17 protein-coding genes are annotated in these 15,121 nt (G+C 59.7%); 8 read left to right on the top strand and 9 right to left on the bottom strand.

From position 1 onward, the window contains the following. Window positions 1–118: 118 nt before the first annotated feature. From ACSQ3G_RS20145 to ACSQ3G_RS20130, 4 genes are read right to left on the bottom strand one after another with little or no spacing between them, the layout of a single operon-like run. Entirely contained in the window at window positions 119–484 is a 366-nt protein-coding gene (locus ACSQ3G_RS20145; RefSeq protein ID WP_038547381.1) for a helix-turn-helix domain-containing protein, read from the bottom strand. Continuing rightward, on the bottom strand, window positions 481–1,074 hold the full coding sequence (locus ACSQ3G_RS20140) for a Smr/MutS family protein (RefSeq protein WP_436111295.1): 594 nt from the start codon (window positions 1,072–1,074) through the stop codon (window positions 481–483). The genes ACSQ3G_RS20145 and ACSQ3G_RS20140 overlap by 4 nt, the downstream gene beginning before the upstream one ends. Then, window positions 1,071–2,189, bottom strand: a complete 1,119-nt coding sequence (mltA, locus tag ACSQ3G_RS20135) for a murein transglycosylase A (protein WP_436111294.1) — start codon at window positions 2,187–2,189, stop codon at window positions 1,071–1,073. Before mltA ends, ACSQ3G_RS20140 begins: the two co-directional genes overlap by 4 nt. Then, on the bottom strand, window positions 2,186–2,884 hold the full coding sequence (locus ACSQ3G_RS20130) for a Tim44/TimA family putative adaptor protein (protein ID WP_436111293.1): 699 nt from the start codon (window positions 2,882–2,884) through the stop codon (window positions 2,186–2,188). The genes mltA and ACSQ3G_RS20130 overlap by 4 nt, the downstream gene beginning before the upstream one ends. A gap of 126 nt (window positions 2,885–3,010) precedes the next feature. On the opposite strand from ACSQ3G_RS20130, the gene ACSQ3G_RS20125 reads away from it, so the two are divergent. Together ACSQ3G_RS20125 and secB are read left to right on the top strand one after the other, a co-directional pair. Further along, on the top strand, window positions 3,011–3,526 hold the full coding sequence (locus ACSQ3G_RS20125; RefSeq protein WP_436111292.1) for an FxsA family protein: 516 nt from the start codon (window positions 3,011–3,013) through the stop codon (window positions 3,524–3,526). An 85-nt stretch (window positions 3,527–3,611) separates the two neighbouring features. Then, complete coding sequence (secB, locus tag ACSQ3G_RS20120; protein WP_046611880.1) at window positions 3,612–4,088, top strand: protein-export chaperone SecB; 477 nt, start codon at window positions 3,612–3,614, stop codon at window positions 4,086–4,088. Between the two features lie 51 nt (window positions 4,089–4,139). Here secB and dnaQ read toward each other — a convergent pair whose 3' ends face one another. From dnaQ to ACSQ3G_RS20095, 5 genes are read right to left on the bottom strand one after another with little or no spacing between them, the layout of a single operon-like run. Continuing rightward, on the bottom strand, window positions 4,140–4,844 hold the full coding sequence (gene dnaQ / locus ACSQ3G_RS20115) for a DNA polymerase III subunit epsilon (RefSeq protein ID WP_436111291.1): 705 nt from the start codon (window positions 4,842–4,844) through the stop codon (window positions 4,140–4,142). Further along, complete coding sequence (gene coaE, locus ACSQ3G_RS20110) at window positions 4,837–5,448, bottom strand: dephospho-CoA kinase (RefSeq protein WP_436111290.1); 612 nt, start codon at window positions 5,446–5,448, stop codon at window positions 4,837–4,839. Before coaE ends, dnaQ begins: the two co-directional genes overlap by 8 nt. Continuing rightward, on the bottom strand, window positions 5,445–6,305 hold the full coding sequence (locus ACSQ3G_RS20105; protein WP_436111289.1) for a shikimate dehydrogenase: 861 nt from the start codon (window positions 6,303–6,305) through the stop codon (window positions 5,445–5,447). Before ACSQ3G_RS20105 ends, coaE begins: the two co-directional genes overlap by 4 nt. Further along, on the bottom strand, window positions 6,298–6,891 hold the full coding sequence (locus tag ACSQ3G_RS20100; protein ID WP_436111288.1) for a Maf-like protein: 594 nt from the start codon (window positions 6,889–6,891) through the stop codon (window positions 6,298–6,300). Before ACSQ3G_RS20100 ends, ACSQ3G_RS20105 begins: the two co-directional genes overlap by 8 nt. A 32-nt stretch (window positions 6,892–6,923) precedes the next feature. Continuing rightward, complete coding sequence (locus ACSQ3G_RS20095; protein WP_436111287.1) at window positions 6,924–7,745, bottom strand: pyruvate, water dikinase regulatory protein; 822 nt, start codon at window positions 7,743–7,745, stop codon at window positions 6,924–6,926. A gap of 404 nt (window positions 7,746–8,149) precedes the next feature. Here ACSQ3G_RS20095 and hemE point away from each other — a divergent pair, with 404 nt between their 5' ends. The 6 genes from hemE (at window position 8,150) to rsmG (ending at window position 15,121) form a co-directional block, all read left to right on the top strand. Beyond that, window positions 8,150–9,184, top strand: coding sequence for a uroporphyrinogen decarboxylase (hemE, locus tag ACSQ3G_RS20090; RefSeq protein WP_436111286.1), 1,035 nt, complete (start codon window positions 8,150–8,152; stop codon window positions 9,182–9,184). Then, complete coding sequence (hemJ, locus tag ACSQ3G_RS20085) at window positions 9,181–9,726, top strand: protoporphyrinogen oxidase HemJ (RefSeq protein ID WP_436111285.1); 546 nt, start codon at window positions 9,181–9,183, stop codon at window positions 9,724–9,726. Before hemE ends, hemJ begins: the two co-directional genes overlap by 4 nt. 194 nt (window positions 9,727–9,920) lie before the next feature. Further along, on the top strand, window positions 9,921–11,186 hold the full coding sequence (rho, locus tag ACSQ3G_RS20080; protein ID WP_105404823.1) for a transcription termination factor Rho: 1,266 nt from the start codon (window positions 9,921–9,923) through the stop codon (window positions 11,184–11,186). Between the two features lie 89 nt (window positions 11,187–11,275). After that, complete coding sequence (gene mnmE, locus ACSQ3G_RS20075; protein WP_436111748.1) at window positions 11,276–12,577, top strand: tRNA uridine-5-carboxymethylaminomethyl(34) synthesis GTPase MnmE; 1,302 nt, start codon at window positions 11,276–11,278, stop codon at window positions 12,575–12,577. A gap of 45 nt (window positions 12,578–12,622) precedes the next feature. Next, window positions 12,623–14,503 (top strand): tRNA uridine-5-carboxymethylaminomethyl(34) synthesis enzyme MnmG, encoded by a 1,881-nt coding sequence (gene mnmG, locus ACSQ3G_RS20070; protein WP_436111284.1) that lies wholly within the window; start codon window positions 12,623–12,625, stop codon window positions 14,501–14,503. Continuing rightward, complete coding sequence (gene rsmG / locus ACSQ3G_RS20065; RefSeq protein ID WP_436111283.1) at window positions 14,504–15,121, top strand: 16S rRNA (guanine(527)-N(7))-methyltransferase RsmG; 618 nt, start codon at window positions 14,504–14,506, stop codon at window positions 15,119–15,121.

Raw genomic sequence — 15,121 nt, 5'->3', positions numbered from 1 at the left:
GAGATGCCGGTTAAGCGAATCACCGGCCATTCCACCCTCAGAATATAGGGAAATCGGGGCGGTTTCTAAAGGTTGAGCCTCGCCAATACGGCATGAAAGCCGTGGATGCGTAGCGAATTCAGCCTCGCATCTCGGCTTTTTTGAGGAGCGTGTCCATTTCCTCTATCACGTCGGGCGGTAAAGAGCGAATCCGCTGCGCCAGCCGGTTGGCAAAGCCGGTGTATGATGGCGGCAGACCCGCGGTATCAAGCACGACTTTCGGATGCGACGCTTCGGCAAGGCGGAAAAGTTCTTCCGCCTCGTCCCAGATGACGTTGAAATAACCGGCGATCCGCTGCAGCAGTTCGAAGGTCGGTCGGCCTCGCTTTCCATGCTCAAGGGCCGAAAGATAGGCAGGCGTGACGCCGATCGCCTCGGCAAGCTCGCGCTGGGTGATGCCCTTGCGGCGGCGCAGCTCCCTCAGTGCATGGCCGAAGGGAGTCATTCCCGATCTCCGCGATTGTCCCCTCTGCCGCGGGAAAGCCGCACATACATGGCGCCCTCCCCGCCATGATGACGCGCCGCCCATTCGTAAGACGAGATCAGGAACCGGAACTCCGCTTTCGAAAACCACAGAGGCACCGCGCGTCGGAGCGCGCCTTCGCTGCCCATCGAGCTGCCCTTGCCGGTGATCACCAGCACATGGCGAAGACCGCGTTCATGTGCCCGCAGCAAAAAGTCGAGCAGCAGGTCGTGGGCCTCGCCCTGGAATAGCCCGTGCAGGTCGAGACGGGCGTCGATCGGCAGCCGGCCCTTGGCGAGCTTTTTCTTGACGGGCTTTTCGAGCGGCTGGTGAGAACCTGCGGGACGCCTGGCCGGGACGGGTGCCGGAAGCTCGACCGCATAACTCTGCTGCCGCGGCGCGGGTTTTGGCTTTTTCGCTTCGACGGCCGCTTCCTCCGCGGCGATCTTTGCGGCCTCCGCTTCCTCGAACTGCAGTATCTCCTTCATGCGGCCGGGCAAGGCGCGGGCCGACTTCGCGACCCTTCCCCACAATATCCGCTCTTCCGGATCGAGTTTGCGACCGCCCTTCATCCGCCGTACCTGACGGACGCTGCCTTGGGCAGGAGAATGTAGAAGTCCGCGTCGTTGCGCACCGTTCCAGCAAGCTCGCCCGCCTCGAAGCCGGAGCCAGTAAAAATGTCGCCGCGCGCCGGGCCGACGATCGCGGATCCGGTATCGAGCGCCAGCATCAGCCGCGCGAAGGGCTTGCCACCATCCATATGGGTCAGCGTCTCGGACCGGATAAAGAAGGGGAAACCGAAGGTGTGGATCTGGCGATCGACCGCCAGCGAGCGTCCCGGGATCAGAGGCACCTTGGCAGCCGCCACCGGCCCGAGCGACGGATCGGAGACATCCGCTTCCCGGAAGAAGATGTAGGAACGATTGTGCCAAAGCACCTCGTCAACCTTAGCCGGATTCTCAGCCAGCCAGGTTCGGATGCTCTGCATGGAAATCTTCGCCGGGTCGATCTCGCCGCGGTCGATCAGCAGCTTGCCGATCGGCGAGAACGGATGACCGGCCTTTGCGGCATAGGTGATCCGCCGGATGTTTCCATCCGGGTATCGCAATCTTGCAGCGCCTTGAACATGGATGAAGAAAACATCGACCTTGGATTTCGCATAGGCGATCTCCAGGCCGCGGCCTTCGAGAAAACCTCGGTCGATCTCGCCGCGGTCCGGATAGGGCTCGATGCCACCGGGCGTTTGCCTTCCGAACATGTAGCCGGAGTCCAATCCCGCCGGACGGTTGCTGTCGTCGAGATCGATCAGATCGTCGGGGCGATAGTAGAAGGGGTGGATCCAGACGTCGTCCCGCGTTTCCGAGACCTCTATCTCAGGCTCGTAGAAAGCGGTGACGAAACCGCGCCGGCCGTCGTTGCGGGAGATCAGGAAGGGCGTGCAATGGGTCTCGAAGAAGGCCCGGGCAGAAACGGGATCGCCCGGGATGTCCCGGGCGGCTTCGATGAAGGTGGCGAGTTCCTCGGCCGTCAGGCCAAGGGAACCGGTGCGGTATGGCTTGACCTTGCGGATATGCTCCAGCGACGCACGCATGCCGGCAAAAAGCGCGGTCGGATCGTCATCGCCCCACCCCGCAAGATCGGGGAAGGATACCGGCCGTAGAGTATAATCCGCAGAGCTCAATGTCATTGTTCGGATTCGGTGGCGACCAATCTCCAGTTCGGATCGCGAGAGTGGATGTCACGGGCAAAGGTCCAGATGTCGGTGACTTCGGCCACGGTTTCCTGATCGCCGTCGATCAGCGCGCCGGCCTTGTCATAGGTGGCGGAAATCAGCTGGCTGACGATGCGAACCGTGATCTGTTCCTCGGCGTCCTTGACGGCGGCATGGGTGATATCCGCCTTGTCGATACCGACGAATGTGGACTTCACCACCTCGCCGCGGGATTCCCGGTCGGTGATCGCCGTGTCGAAACCGTCAAAAACCTCTTTGGAGAGGAGGCCCTTCAGCGTCTTCCGGTCGCCGTCGGCAAAAGCCATGACGATCATCTCGTAAGCCATGCGGGCACCGTTCAGGAACTCGCGGGGGCGGAAGGAAGGATCTGACTTCACCAGTTCGCGCAGCGCGGTGTTGAGCGGCGTGTCGGGCTTGGCGACAGCGTCGACATCCGCATAACGCTGCTCGTCATCCGTGGCGTCGCGACGTGGCAGAGTCACGACCTTGCCGTCATCGCCACCCGGGTTTTTCACGACGTCGCGGGGGCTGTAAGGATCGAACGGCGGCTTCTCGCTTCCCGTCCGGCGTCCGAGCACACTGCGCAGTTGCAGGAAGATCAGAACCGCTGCGACAAGGAAAAAGAGTGTTATAAAGTCGTTGGAGCCCATCTTAACCCGCATTTGGCGTTTAAATATTCGGTGCAGTCTCTCATATAGTCTGCATACGCCTATCATTCAAATGATGAAGACGTTAGCGCTTTGCGCGCAACCGGATATCACGACACAGGGAATATCATGCGCTTCTTTCTCGTGCCGCTTCTTCTGATCGGCTGGCCGCTCGCCGAAATCGCCGGCTTCGTGCTGGTCGGTAGAGCACTCGGCCTCTGGGCGACACTCGGTCTGGTCATCGGTACCGCAGTGCTCGGAGCCATTCTGCTTCGCAGCCAGGGGACCCAGATCCTGAGGAAGATTTCGACCGAGAGCCGCGACGGCCGCGCGCCCGGCCGCGCCCTGATCGACGGCGCGATGATCGTGGTCGCCGGAATCCTCCTGTTGCTGCCCGGCTTCCTCACCGACATCATCGGGTTGGCGCTGTTCATTCCCTTCGTGCGCAGCCTGATCTGGTCTGTGGTCGGCCGCCGCATCGTCGTCGTCCGGTCGCCGCGCAGCGAAAGCTATCGCTACGAAAGCCCGAAGCCTTCGCCGGAGGCCAAGAAAACCGGGCCGGTGGTCGATCTCGACGAGCAGGATTACCATCGCGATCCCGACCCCTCTTCGCCCTGGGCCGGCCCCAAAAGCAAGGAACCTTGAGAGGTCCTGCGGGTTGGCCAGGGTTGTAAGCCCCCAGACGAAATGTTAGAGGGCCTCAACGCTCCAAAGCCTCGAGGAAATCCCAATGGCAGACGATAACAACCAGGCCGCAACGCCGTCCCTCAACATCCTGGCGCAGTACACCAAGGATCTCTCCTTCGAGAACCCGGGCGCTCCGCGTTCGCTGCAGGCGCGCGACAAGGCGCCGGCGATCAACATCAATGTCAACGTCAACGCCAATCCGCTTTCGGACGCCGATTTCGACGTTATCCTGACGCTGAACGCCGAAGCCAAGGAAGGCGACAAGATCGTCTTCGCGGCCGAACTGGTGTATGGCGGCGTCTTCCGCATCACCGGTTTTCCGCAGGAACACATGCTGCCGCTGCTCTTCATCGAGTGCCCGCGTCTCCTGTTCCCGTTCGCCCGCCAGATCATTGCGGACGTGACGCGCAATGGTGGCTTCCCGCCGCTGATGATCGACCCGATCGATTTCGCGCAGATGTTTACGCAGCGCATGGCCGAGGAACAGGCCCGTTCCAAGGTCCAGGCGCTCGACAGCTGAGATCGAGTTTTGGATTTGACGAAAAGAGCCCGGGCTTCGACCCGGGCTTTTTTATTCGGCCGGCTTGTAGTTCAGCCAGACCGCCTTGTCCTTCAGGGACGTGACCATGGCCGCATGCGCTTCGATCTCGGCTTCCGTCAGGCGGCTACCAAGAGGCCGCGGACGGCCAGTTACCGCCGCCACGACTTCATCGACCTCGATCACCGTCGCAGACCGTTCGTTACCCATCAGGCCGAGCGCGGTCTGGCGGCCGCCGGTCATCTCGATGTAGACTTCGGCGAGCAGTTCGGAGTCGAGCAGCGCGCCGTGCTTGGTGCGGTGGGCGTTGTCGATGCCGTAACGGCGGCAGAGCGCATCGAGCGAATTCGGACCCATCGGATGTTTGCGGCGGGCCATGGCCAGGGTGTCGATGACCTGGTCGGACATCACCGGCGGCAGGCCGAGGCGGCCGAATTCCGCATTCATGAAGCCCATGTCGAAGGTGGCGTTATGGGCGATCCACTTGGCACCGTCGAAAAATTCGATGATCTGCTGGACGACATCGCCGAAGCTCGGCTTGTCCTTCAGGAACTCGTCGGTAATGCCGTGAACCGCCAGTGCGTCCGGATGAACCTTGCGGTCGCCCGGATTGATGTAGAGATGAAGCGTCCTGCCGGTCGGGAAATTGTTGATCAGCTCGATGCCGCCGATTTCGATCACCCGATCGACCTTCGATTCGAGGCCCGTTGTTTCCGTATCGAAGATGATCTCACGCATGTGGCTTTTTCTCGCTCGTCTTTCCGGCCTTCAGAGATGCGATGATCTCGCGAACCCGTTCTCTCGCCGCGTCCAGTCCAAGGCCCGTATCGACAAGGAAATCGGCTCTTTTGCGTTTTTCCGCATCGGGCAGCTGGCGCGAGAGAATCATCGCCAATTTTTCCTCCGTCATGCCGGGACGCGCAAGCACCCTGTCGCGCTGTATCTGTGGATCGCAGGTGACAACGACAATAACATCGACGCGATCTTCGCCCTTCACTTCGAAGAGAAGCGGGATATCGAGGAGCACGAGGTCAGTGCCGGCCTCTCTGTGGCGGGTCAGGAAATCGACTTCACGCTTGCGGACCAGCGGATGGACGATCGCTTCAAGGACCGGGAATTTTTCAGGCGACGCCGAAAGCTGGCGGGACAGTTCCTGACGGTCGATGACGCCATCCTTGACCGTACCGGGAAATGCCTCGCCGACGGGTGCCACCGCATCGGTGCGGTAGAGATCATGGACGACGGCATCGGAGTCATTCACCGCGACGCCCTCCTCCGCGAACATTTTCGCGGTTGTGGATTTTCCCATTCCGATGGAGCCGGTGAGGCCGATGACGATCATCCGTGGCTTTCCATATCGGCGATGACGAGGTCCCGAAGAGTTTTATCGACAACCGGGCGGCGGCCGAACCATTTTTCGAAACCGGGCACAGCCTGGTGCAACAGCATGCCGAGCCCATCGACGGTCGCGAAACCTTGTTCTTCGGCCTGGACGAGCAGTGGCGTTTTCAAAGGGACGTAGACGATATCGGTGACGACCGCCCCGAACGCCAACGGCGAGAAGTCAATCTCCAGCGCTTCGCCGCCGTCCATGCCGAGCGATGTCGTGTTTACAAAAAGGCCTGCGCCGGACATGACCTCGTGCAGCGCTTCGACAGGATGGGCATGGACTTTCGGGCCGAACCGATCAGCCAGTTCCTGGGCTCGTGAAACCGTCCGATTGACCGCATGGATCTCACCGACGCCGCGATCCCGTATCGCCTGGATGACAGCGCGGCTTGCGCCACCGGCGCCCAAAATCACGGCGCGGCCGATCTTGTCCCAGCCCGAATGGCGGTCGTCGAGATTGGCAGTGAACCCGTGGCCGTCGGTATTGGTGGCGTGCAACAGGCCGTCTTCCATCCAGAGCGTGTTCGACGCGCCGAGCTCTTCCGCCAGATCATCCGGCCGGTCGGCCAGCTTGAAGGCAAGCTCCTTATGGGGAATGGTGACATTGCCGCCGCGAAAGCCGGAGCTTCCGTCTTTCAGCGATTGGATGAAGGCGGGGAAGTCCGCTTCGGTCACGGCCTCGGGCCTGTAGGTCCCGGCAATTTCGAACTTCTTCAGCCAATAACCGTGGATCAACGGGGAGCGGGAATGTTTCACCGGCCAGCCGGTTACGAAAGCATTAACCAAAAATGTTTCACGTGAATCAGCCATCGATCGCTCCCAGTTCGCGGAGCTTTTCGAGAAGCGGCAGCATGGGCAAGCCGAGTATGGTGAAATAGTCGCCTTCGATCCTTGAAAACAACTGGATACCCTCCCCTTCGAGCTGATAGGCCCCGACGCTGCCGTAGACCTTTTCCCCGACCCGCGACAGGTAGCGGTCAACGAAGGTTTCGTTCAGTTTCCGGACGCTCAGGTCCGCGTGGGCGACATGTTCCCAAACGATCTCGTTACCACGCACAAAAGCGATCGCGCTGTTCAGACGATGGGTTCTGTCGGAAAGGGAAAGCAGGTTATCTTTCGCTTCGGCAAGGGTTTTCGGCTTGTGATAAACTCGGCTTCCGAGCGACATGGTCTGGTCCGAGCCGATCACCAGCGCGCCAGGAAAATGACGGCTCACATCCACCGCCTTTGCCTTGGCAAGCGTCAGCGCCACCTGATCGGGGCTTGCGCCCTCCAGTCCGGCCTCGATTTTCCGCTCGTCGATATCCGCCGCCCTGCTTTCAAAAGCGAGGCCTGCGTTTTCGAGCAGCATCCTGCGGAAGGGGCTGGAGGAGGCGAGTACGAGCGGCACTGTCACGGAAATCTCCCAAAGGCTGCGAGCGGATTCGCTTAACGCAGCTTCGGGCGTAGCGCAACGATTGCGGCTGCCGTCTCCTCTATCGACCGGCGGGTTACGTCGATGACAGGCCAGTTCTGGCGTGCGCAGAGCGCGCGGGCGTATTTCAGCTCCTCGTTGATCGTCGCGCGGTCCGTATAATCGCGCCGGTCGAACCCTTGAGTGACGCCGAGATCGCGGTGTTCGCGCACCTGGCTGATCCGGTCGGTGGTGGCGACGAGGCCGACGATCAGCGGGTGGGTTGCGCGATAGAGGCTGTCGGGCAGATCGACGCCCGGCACGATCGGGATGTTGGCGGTCTTGATGCCGCGGTTGGCGAGATAGATGCTGGTCGGGGTTTTCGAGGTGCGGCTGATGCCGATCAGCACGACATCCGCCTCGTCGTAGTCCTCCGGCATCTGGCCGTCGTCGTGATCCATGGTGAAATTGAGCGCCTCGATGCGCTTGAAATAATCCGCGTTGAGCGCGTGCTGGGCGCCGACGCGGCGACGGGACGGCGCACCAAGATAGGCCTGGAAGGTCGCCATGACCGGTTCTAGGACGTTGACGCAAGGCAAGCCCATTTCCCGGCAGCGCTGGTCGATGAGCTCGGCCAGTTCCTGATCGACAATCGTATAAAGAACGATGCCTGGTTCACGGTCGAGCGCCTCGAGCACCGCCAGCAGCTGTTTGCGGTTGCGGATCAGCGGATAGACATGTTCCACCGCCAGCGACGACTGGAACTGAGCCGAGGCGGCGCGGCCCGCGGAAATGAGGGTTTCGCCCGTGGAGTCAGATATGAGGTGCAGATGGAAGAAGTTTTTTCTGTTCTCCACGCTAAACTTAACCCTTTGTTGATAACTCGGGAAAGACCATCAGGTTCTCCCGGACCCCGACCCGGCCTCGGGAAAACTGCCTAGTTTTCCACATTCGCAGATCTCGCGGATGCGGATCAGGTGGTCTTGTGTGTTGCGGGGACAAGCTCCCCACGCCTCATTTTCCTCCCCAGCTTATCCACAGATAGCGCCTAATCCATCAGAGCGCCATGCCTCTGAATTGACTGGTGAAATTCATACTGTCCCCGTGAACCTGCCCGAGATGTGATTTTTTATCCCTGGAGGGGGGGCAAAGCGGCGGATCGTCGCGTCGGCTGTGATTTGACTTTAATCCTTGCTACTCACCGACTCTAAGAAATAGAAAACCTTTTAAGATTCATTTCTTTGTTTTTAGGGAGAACCCATTGACCGGCTCATACCGGAAGATCGTCGAGGTGCTGGAAGGCAAGACCGTCACTCCACCGCCTGTCTGGCTGATGAGGCAGGCAGGACGTTACCTGCCCGAATACCGGGAAACGCGGGCGACAGCGGGAAGTTTTCTCGATCTCTGTTATACGCCGGATCTGGCTGTCGAGGTGACTTTGCAGCCGATCCGGCGTTACGGCTTCGATGCGGCGATCCTGTTTTCCGATATCCTGGTCATTCCGGATGCTCTTCATCGAAACGTGCGGTTCGTGCAGGGCGAGGGTCCCCAGATGGATCCGATCGATGTTGCCGGCATTCAGGCTCTGAGGGGCGAAGGCGTTCTTGCACATCTTGCTCCCGTCATGGAAACGGTTCGTCGCCTGAGACGGGAACTCCCTGACGAAACTGCGCTGCTCGGTTTCTGTGGCGCCCCCTGGACGGTTGCCACCTATATGATCGCCGGCCATGGGACGCCCGATCAGGCCCCTGCCCGGTTGTTTGCCTATCGGCATCCCGAGGCTTTCGAAAAGCTCCTTTCAGCTCTTGCTGAAATTTCCGCGGAATATCTGGTCGCCCAGATCGATGCCGGGGCGGATGCCGTGCAGATTTTCGATTCCTGGGCGGGCGTGCTTGGCGAGAAGGAATTCGAAGCCTATGCGGTGAAACCCGTCGCGCGGATGATCGAGATCGTTCGCCGCCAGCGGCCGCAGGCGAAGATCATCGCGTTCGCCAAGGGCGCCGGTCTGAACCTGAAATCCTATCGCCAGAAGACCGGGGCGGATGCGATCGGCCTCGACTGGTCGGTGCCGCTTTCGTTTGCTGTCGAGCTGCAGAAGGATGGCCCGGTCCAGGGCAATCTCGACCCGATGCGGGTCGTCGCCGGCGGTAAGTCGCTCGAAGACGGCATCGACGCCATTCTCGAGAAGCTTGGCCAAGGGCCGCTGATCTTCAACCTTGGCCATGGCATTACGCCCGAGGCCAATCCCGACCATGTGACGACACTGATCGAGCGGGTGCGCGGAGCGAAGGTGTGAGCGGGGAGGAGCTGCAGACAGGCAAGACAGCCGGGCGGCGGTCGGCATTTCGGGCCCTGGTCGCGCTTGCCGTCTTCGTCGCCATCCTGCTTGCGGTCTATCTGGCTCAGCCGGGTGATTTTCTTCTCTACGTCAAGGCTTTCCATGTCATCGCGGTGATGTCTTGGATGGCCGGATTGCTCTACATGCCGCGGCTGTTCATCTATCACAGCGACGCGGAACCGGGTTCGGCGCAGTCCGAAACCTTCAAGATGATGGAGCAGCGGCTCCTGAAGATCATCATGAACCCGGCGATGATGATCACCTGGGTGCTCGGTCTTTACCTCGCCTGGGACGTCTATGAATTTCGCGGCGGCTGGCTGCATGCGAAAATCGGGCTTGTGGTGCTGCTCACAATGGTGCATGTGCTGTTTGGTCGCGCGGTGCGCAGCTTTGCGGTCGATGGTCCGCGAAAAGCGCCGCGTTACTGGCGTATGATGAATGAACTTCCGACCGTTCTGATGATCGGGATCGTCATTCTGGTGATCGTAAAACCCTTCTGAACCACGGCTTGCTGTTTCTTTGGCAAGATTTCCCGTCTTGCCCCTTGCGGCGTTCCACGTGAATCGCTATTTTCCTCGCCATCTCATCTCGTGGCATGCGTGTAATTTCCCGTCGTCCCCGGATCATCTTCCGCGGTAGCGAATTTCACCGACACGCCTAATTCCCCCGAAATTCTCAATATGGTCCCCTCTTCATGGCTGAAATGAAGCTTCAAGAACTCAAAAGCAAATCCCCTACCGATTTGCTGACCTTCGCCGAATCACTCGAGGTCGAGAACGCCAGCACGATGCGCAAGCAGGAGCTGATGTTCGCGATTCTCAAGGTTCTGGCGAGCCAGGACGTCGAAATCATCGGCGAAGGCGTGGTCGAGGTCTTGCAGGACGGGTTTGGTTTCCTGCGTTCCGCGAACGCAAACTACCTGCCCGGTCCCGATGATATCTATATCTCTCCCTCCCAAATCCGCCGCTTCTCGCTGAAGACCGGCGACACGGTCGAGGGCCCGATCCGTGGTCCCAAGGAAGGCGAGCGTTATTTCGCCCTCCTCAAGGTCAACACGATCAATTTCGACGACCCGGAAAAGATCCGTCACAAGGTTCACTTCGACAACCTGACACCGCTTTACCCGAACGAGCGGTTCAAGATGGAACTGGAAGTTCCGACCTCCAAGGATCTATCCGCCCGAGTGATCGACCTGGTGGCACCGCTCGGCAAGGGCCAGCGCGGCCTGATCGTCGCGCCGCCGCGCACCGGTAAGACCGTTCTCTTGCAGAACATCGCCCACTCGATCACTGCCAACCATCCGGAATGTTATCTGATCGTCCTGCTGATCGACGAACGGCCGGAGGAAGTCACGGACATGCAGCGTTCGGTCAAGGGCGAGGTTGTCTCCTCAACCTTCGACGAACCAGCCGTGCGCCACGTGCAGGTTGCCGAAATGGTGATCGAGAAGGCAAAGCGCCTGGTCGAACACGGCCGTGACGTCGTCATCCTGCTCGATTCCATCACCCGCCTCGGCCGCGCCTACAACACCGTCGTGCCCTCCTCCGGCAAGGTGCTGACGGGCGGCGTGGACGCCAACGCCCTGCAGCGCCCGAAGCGTTTCTTCGGTGCCGCCCGTAACATCGAGGAAGGCGGCTCGCTGACGATCATTGCGACCGCGCTGATCGACACCGGTAGCCGGATGGACGAAGTCATCTTCGAAGAGTTCAAGGGCACCGGCAACTCGGAAATCGTGCTCGACCGCAAGGTCGCCGACAAGCGCATCTTCCCGTCGATGGACATCCTCAAGTCCGGTACGCGTAAGGAAGACCTGCTCGTGCCGCGTCAGGATCTCCAGAAGATCTTCGTGCTTCGCCGTATCCTCGCCCCGATGGGCACTACGGATGCGATCGAGTTCCTGATCGACAAGCTGAAGCAGACGAAGACCAACGGCGATTTCTTCGACTCGATGAACACCTGATCCTTAGCCGGATTCACGAATACGACGAGCGCTCGGTTTTAACCGGGCGCTTTTCAGTTTGGAGCCGTCTCTGATAGATTGATTCCATGATCCAGGCAGTCAACGATACGATCTATGCCCATTCCAGCGGCACCCTCCCCGCCGGCGTTGCAGTCGTCCGGATAAGCGGGACGCTGGCATTCGACGCCGCCCAGGTCTTGACGGGCGAGCTGCCGGCCGCCAGGAGGGCTGCGCTCAGGACGATTCGGAGCCGCAACGGTTCGATAATCGATCAAGCTCTGGTCCTGGCCTTTCCGGGTCCGAATTCCTTTACCGGCGAGGACTGTGTTGAAATTCACCTGCATGGCAGCCGCGCCGTTGTTTCCGCGGTTTATCGGGAACTGGAAGCGATAGGGCTTCGTCTGGCCGAAGCGGGCGAGTTTTCCCGCCGGGCGTTCGAAAACGGAAAGCTCGATCTGGTGGAGGTCGAGGGCCTCGCGGATCTAATCGCCGCCGAGACCGAGATGCAGCGGCGGCTGGCAGTCGAACAGGGTTTTGGCGGGCAGTCGGCGCTCTATATGGAATGGGCCGAGAGATTGACCCGTGCGCGGGCCTTGATCGAAGCGGAGCTCGACTTCGCGGATGAGGACGACGTTCCCGGATCGGTTTCGGACAGGGTTTGGACCGAGGTGGCGGATCTTTATCTTAAGATCCAGAATCATATCGCCTCAGCGAAAGCTGGAGAAATCATCCGCGACGGATACAAGGTGGTGATCGCAGGTCCACCGAATGCCGGCAAATCCAGTCTCCTCAACGCGCTGGCAAAGCGCGATGTTGCGATCGTGACGGAGATTGCCGGCACTACGAGGGATATTCTGCATGTCGACGTGGACATGGATGGTTATCTCGTGCGCTTCTTCGATACCGCGGGGCTTCGTGAGAGCGAGGATCGCGTTGAGCAGGAAGGCGTGCGGAGGGCACGCATAGCGATCGAACAAGCCGATCTCGTTCTGCAGCTCGAAGAGATCGATTCGGACTCGAAACAGATCCTCGACAGGGTGACCGCGGAAGTCCTGCGCGTAGGAACGAAGGCAGATATACGCGGCCCTTCGGCCGCCTACGATCTGAATATTTCCAGCGAAACGGGGGATGGGCTGGATGAGCTTCGTTCCCTGATCCTGGAAAAACTCCGCGAGACCTGGTCCGGATCGCTGGTTCCCAACCGGCAGCGACACCTTCAGTACCTGAAAGAGGCTTCCATTTTCATCGAAGAAGCGTTAAACGGCCGAGAGCTCGATCTTCGGGCCGAGAGCCTCCGGGCCGCAGCATCGTCGCTGGGCCGCATCACCGGCCGGGTCGATGTGGAGCAACTCCTTGATGTGATTTTTTCGCAGTTCTGCATCGGCAAGTGATTCACGTGAAACAGGGCGGGCCGCGCTGTTTCATAAGGTAGGCAAATGGAAACGACATTCGACGTCATCGTCATCGGCGGGGGGCATGCTGGCTGCGAGGCAGCGAGTGCGGCTGCGCGCATGGGAGCCAGCACTGCGCTGATAACCCATAACCGGCAGACCATCGGCGTGATGTCATGCAACCCTGCGATCGGCGGTCTCGGCAAGGGCCATCTCGTGCGGGAGGTCGATGCCTTCGACGGTTTGATGGGCCGCGTCGCGGATGCCTCCGGTATCCAGTTCCGCCTCCTCAACCGCAAAAAGGGACCTGCTGTGCGCGGACCGCGGACCCAGGCCGATCGCAAGCTTTACCGCCTGGCGATGCAGCGTGAAATTTTCGACCACCCTAACCTCACTGTAATCGAGGGAGACGCCTTCGATATCGGAATCGAGGACGGGCTAGTCAGCTCGGTTGAACTGAAAGATGGGCGTCGATTCGGATGCGGAACAATTGTTCTGACAACCGGAACTTTTCTTCGCGGCCTGATTCATATCGGCGACCAGAAGATTCCTGCCGGCCGCGTCGGTGAAGCCCCTTCCCTGGGACTGTCTGAGACCCTGGCGCGATTTGGCTTACGGCTGGGTCGGCTGAAGACCGGTACTCCGGCGCGGCTGGATGGAAATACGATCGACTGGAGCCGCGTCGGCTTGCAGGAGGCCGACGAACATCCGGTTCCTTTTTCCTTCATGACCGACAAGATCACCACAAGGCAGATTGCCTGCGGTGTCACGCGCACAACAGATGCGACCCACAAGATCATCTCAGACAATATCCATCGCTCCGCGATGTATTCCGGCCAGATCGAAGGAGTAGGTCCACGGTATTGCCCGTCGATCGAGGACAAGATCGTCCGTTTCGGCGAGCGCGACGGGCATCAGATTTTTCTGGAGCCGGAAGGCCTGGACGATCCGACAGTCTATCCGAATGGTATTTCGACGTCCCTACCCGCCGAGGTCCAGGAAGCGTTCATTCGAACAATTCCGGGTCTGGAGGCAGTGACGATCATGCAGCCCGGTTACGCGATCGAATATGATCACGTGGATCCCCGGGAACTGACCGCGGGCCTGGAAGTGAAGAAGATTCCGGGGTTGTTCCTTGCCGGACAGATCAATGGCACAACGGGTTATGAAGAAGCAGCGGCGCAGGGTCTGGTTGCCGGGTTGAATGCGGCGCAAACGGCGTCCGGCAGTGAGCCCTATCATTTCAGCCGTGCCGACTCCTATATCGGAGTCATGATCGACGATCTCACGTCTCGCGGGGTGACTGAACCCTATCGGATGTTTACGTCCCGTGCCGAATACCGGCTGTCGCTTAGGGCCGACAACGCGGATGTTCGGCTGACGGAGAAGGCGATTGAACTGGGCTGTGTCGGACCTGCGCGGGCGGCGAAATTGCGCGCCTATACACAGGCGCTGGATGCGGGCCGGGATTTGCTTCGGTCCCGCAATCTGACCCCTAATGAGGCTAACGATCATGGCCTGAAGCTGAACAAGGATGGGCAGCGCCGAACTGCTTATGAGCTGCTGGCTTATCCTGATCAATCCTTGGATGGCCTCACCGCTATATGGCCTGAATTTGCGCAGTTGTCCCCCAAGGTTGCGGAAGCCCTGGAAATTGAAGCGTCCTATGCGGTTTACATGAACCGGCAGGCAGCCGATATTCACGCTACCCATCGTGATGAGGCCCGAATTATCCCGCAAGGCTTTGATTTTACTGGTCTTCCTGGTCTTTCCAATGAACTTAAACTGAAGCTGACAGCGGCCAATCCGGGGAATCTTGCACAGGCTGGCAAGGTTGATGGGATGACGCCAGCCGCCCTTGCTCTCATCCTGGCGCTCCTTCGTAAAGAAGAAGCTGCACCAGATCGCCTCAAGCGAGTCCTGTAAATGCTTCTGAACGGCAAGAGTGTTTCACGTGAAACGCAAGAGAAGCTTGAACATTTTTCTGCGCTTTTCCAGAAGTGGGCCAAGGCCATCAACCTTGTGGCGCCATCGACGCTAGATGAGCTGTGGCGGCGCCATATAGCTGACAGCGCTCAAGTCTTTCAACTCTCCCCGCAGCCATGCAAGTGGCTTGATCTGGGCTCCGGAGGTGGCTTCCCCGGGATCATAACCGCGATCTTTCTGGCCGAGGCGCAGGAGGGCTGGGTTCATCTGGTGGAGAGCAATCAGAAAAAGGCAGCGTTTCTTCGAGTGGCGCTTAGTGAGACGGGCGCAAGGGGCTCTGTTCATCCGTTGCGAATCGAATCGGCTTCGAAGGCCCTTCCAGATTGCGAGCGCATCTCAGCCAGGGCTCTTGCAGAGCTTGATCCGCTTCTTTCCTACACATCGGGGTGGATGATCGGCAAAGAAACAAGAGCTTTTTTTCATAAAGGCCGGGATTACGCGGCGGAAGTCGAGAAAGCCCGTGGTCGTTGGGTATTCGATCTGATAAAACACCAGAGTGCCGTCGAGCCGGATTCAGTTATCCTTGAGATAAGCAATTTGAGGCACAAAGAACCCTAG

Origin of the sequence: Neorhizobium tomejilense (assembly GCF_964254135.1) — a bacterium.
Classification (GTDB): domain Bacteria; phylum Pseudomonadota; class Alphaproteobacteria; order Rhizobiales; family Rhizobiaceae; genus Neorhizobium; species Neorhizobium tomejilense.
Note: the sequence above shows the minus strand (reverse complement) of the source record. Positions and strands in the feature narration are given on the sequence as shown.

What these genes read in the sequence shown, in the direction of transcription:
- secB (WP_046611880.1), top strand. Translation starts at nt 3,612, where the DNA reads ATGGCAGACGATAACAACCAGGCCGCAACGCCGTCCCTCAACATCCTG.
- rho (WP_105404823.1), top strand. Translation starts at nt 9,921, where the DNA reads ATGGCTGAAATGAAGCTTCAAGAACTCAAAAGCAAATCCCCTACCGAT.
- ACSQ3G_RS20145 (WP_038547381.1), bottom strand. Translation starts at nt 484, where the DNA reads ATGACTCCCTTCGGCCATGCACTGAGGGAGCTGCGCCGCCGCAAGGGC.
- ACSQ3G_RS20140 (WP_436111295.1), bottom strand. Translation starts at nt 1,074, where the DNA reads ATGAAGGGCGGTCGCAAACTCGATCCGGAAGAGCGGATATTGTGGGGA.
- ACSQ3G_RS20130 (WP_436111293.1), bottom strand. Translation starts at nt 2,884, where the DNA reads ATGGGCTCCAACGACTTTATAACACTCTTTTTCCTTGTCGCAGCGGTT.
- ACSQ3G_RS20105 (WP_436111289.1), bottom strand. Translation starts at nt 6,305, where the DNA reads ATGGCTGATTCACGTGAAACATTTTTGGTTAATGCTTTCGTAACCGGC.
- mltA (WP_436111294.1), bottom strand. Translation starts at nt 2,189, where the DNA reads ATGACATTGAGCTCTGCGGATTATACTCTACGGCCGGTATCCTTCCCC.
- coaE (WP_436111290.1), bottom strand. Translation starts at nt 5,448, where the DNA reads ATGATCGTCATCGGCCTCACCGGCTCCATCGGAATGGGAAAATCCACA.
- ACSQ3G_RS20125 (WP_436111292.1), top strand. Translation starts at nt 3,011, where the DNA reads ATGCGCTTCTTTCTCGTGCCGCTTCTTCTGATCGGCTGGCCGCTCGCC.
- dnaQ (WP_436111291.1), bottom strand. Translation starts at nt 4,844, where the DNA reads ATGCGTGAGATCATCTTCGATACGGAAACAACGGGCCTCGAATCGAAG.
- rsmG (WP_436111283.1), top strand. Translation starts at nt 14,504, where the DNA reads ATGCTTCTGAACGGCAAGAGTGTTTCACGTGAAACGCAAGAGAAGCTT.
- mnmG (WP_436111284.1), top strand. Translation starts at nt 12,623, where the DNA reads ATGGAAACGACATTCGACGTCATCGTCATCGGCGGGGGGCATGCTGGC.